At 47.1% G+C, this 459-nt stretch carries 1 protein-coding gene; it reads left to right on the forward strand.

Going from position 1 to position 459, the window contains the following annotated elements:
- Positions 1-447: hypothetical protein (locus tag A3751_RS22505; protein ID WP_197466110.1), on the forward strand; the 447-nt coding region annotated here is incomplete at its 5' end.
- Positions 448-459: the final 12 nt, after the last annotated feature.

Below are 459 nucleotides of genomic sequence, written 5' to 3' on the forward strand. Positions count from 1 at the left end.
TCTGATCAGGTTAACGTCGGTGCTGAAGAGAATGTTGGGCCCGCTGGCTTTACGCCTCTTGACGGAGATTATGGTGCTGTATATCGCTACGATATGGATGATGACGAGGTTTTGGGTTTGTCTGACTACATTAAATCTCGTCAACCAAAACAGGGAGCAAAATTTGGTTCAGTAATGCGTGTCGAAGATCGCTATTTAGTGGTTGCAAATCCTGGCGTTGTTGCTGATTTTAATGGCTACTCAGCTATTAGGGGCCATGCTGAGGTGATTGACCATACCACCTATGAGGATCCTGTGCTCTTGAGTGTATTTGAGGATGACCAGTCGGCATCGGCTTTATCTGCAGACATTGAGGCGCTTGATTTATATGGCGGTACGTTGGTGCTTGGATTGCCTCGAGCGACCGTGAATAGCGTCAATGATGCTGGCGCGTTTTCTATTTGGTAATGCGGCTATACA

Source organism: Oleiphilus sp. HI0080 (genome assembly GCF_001635135.1).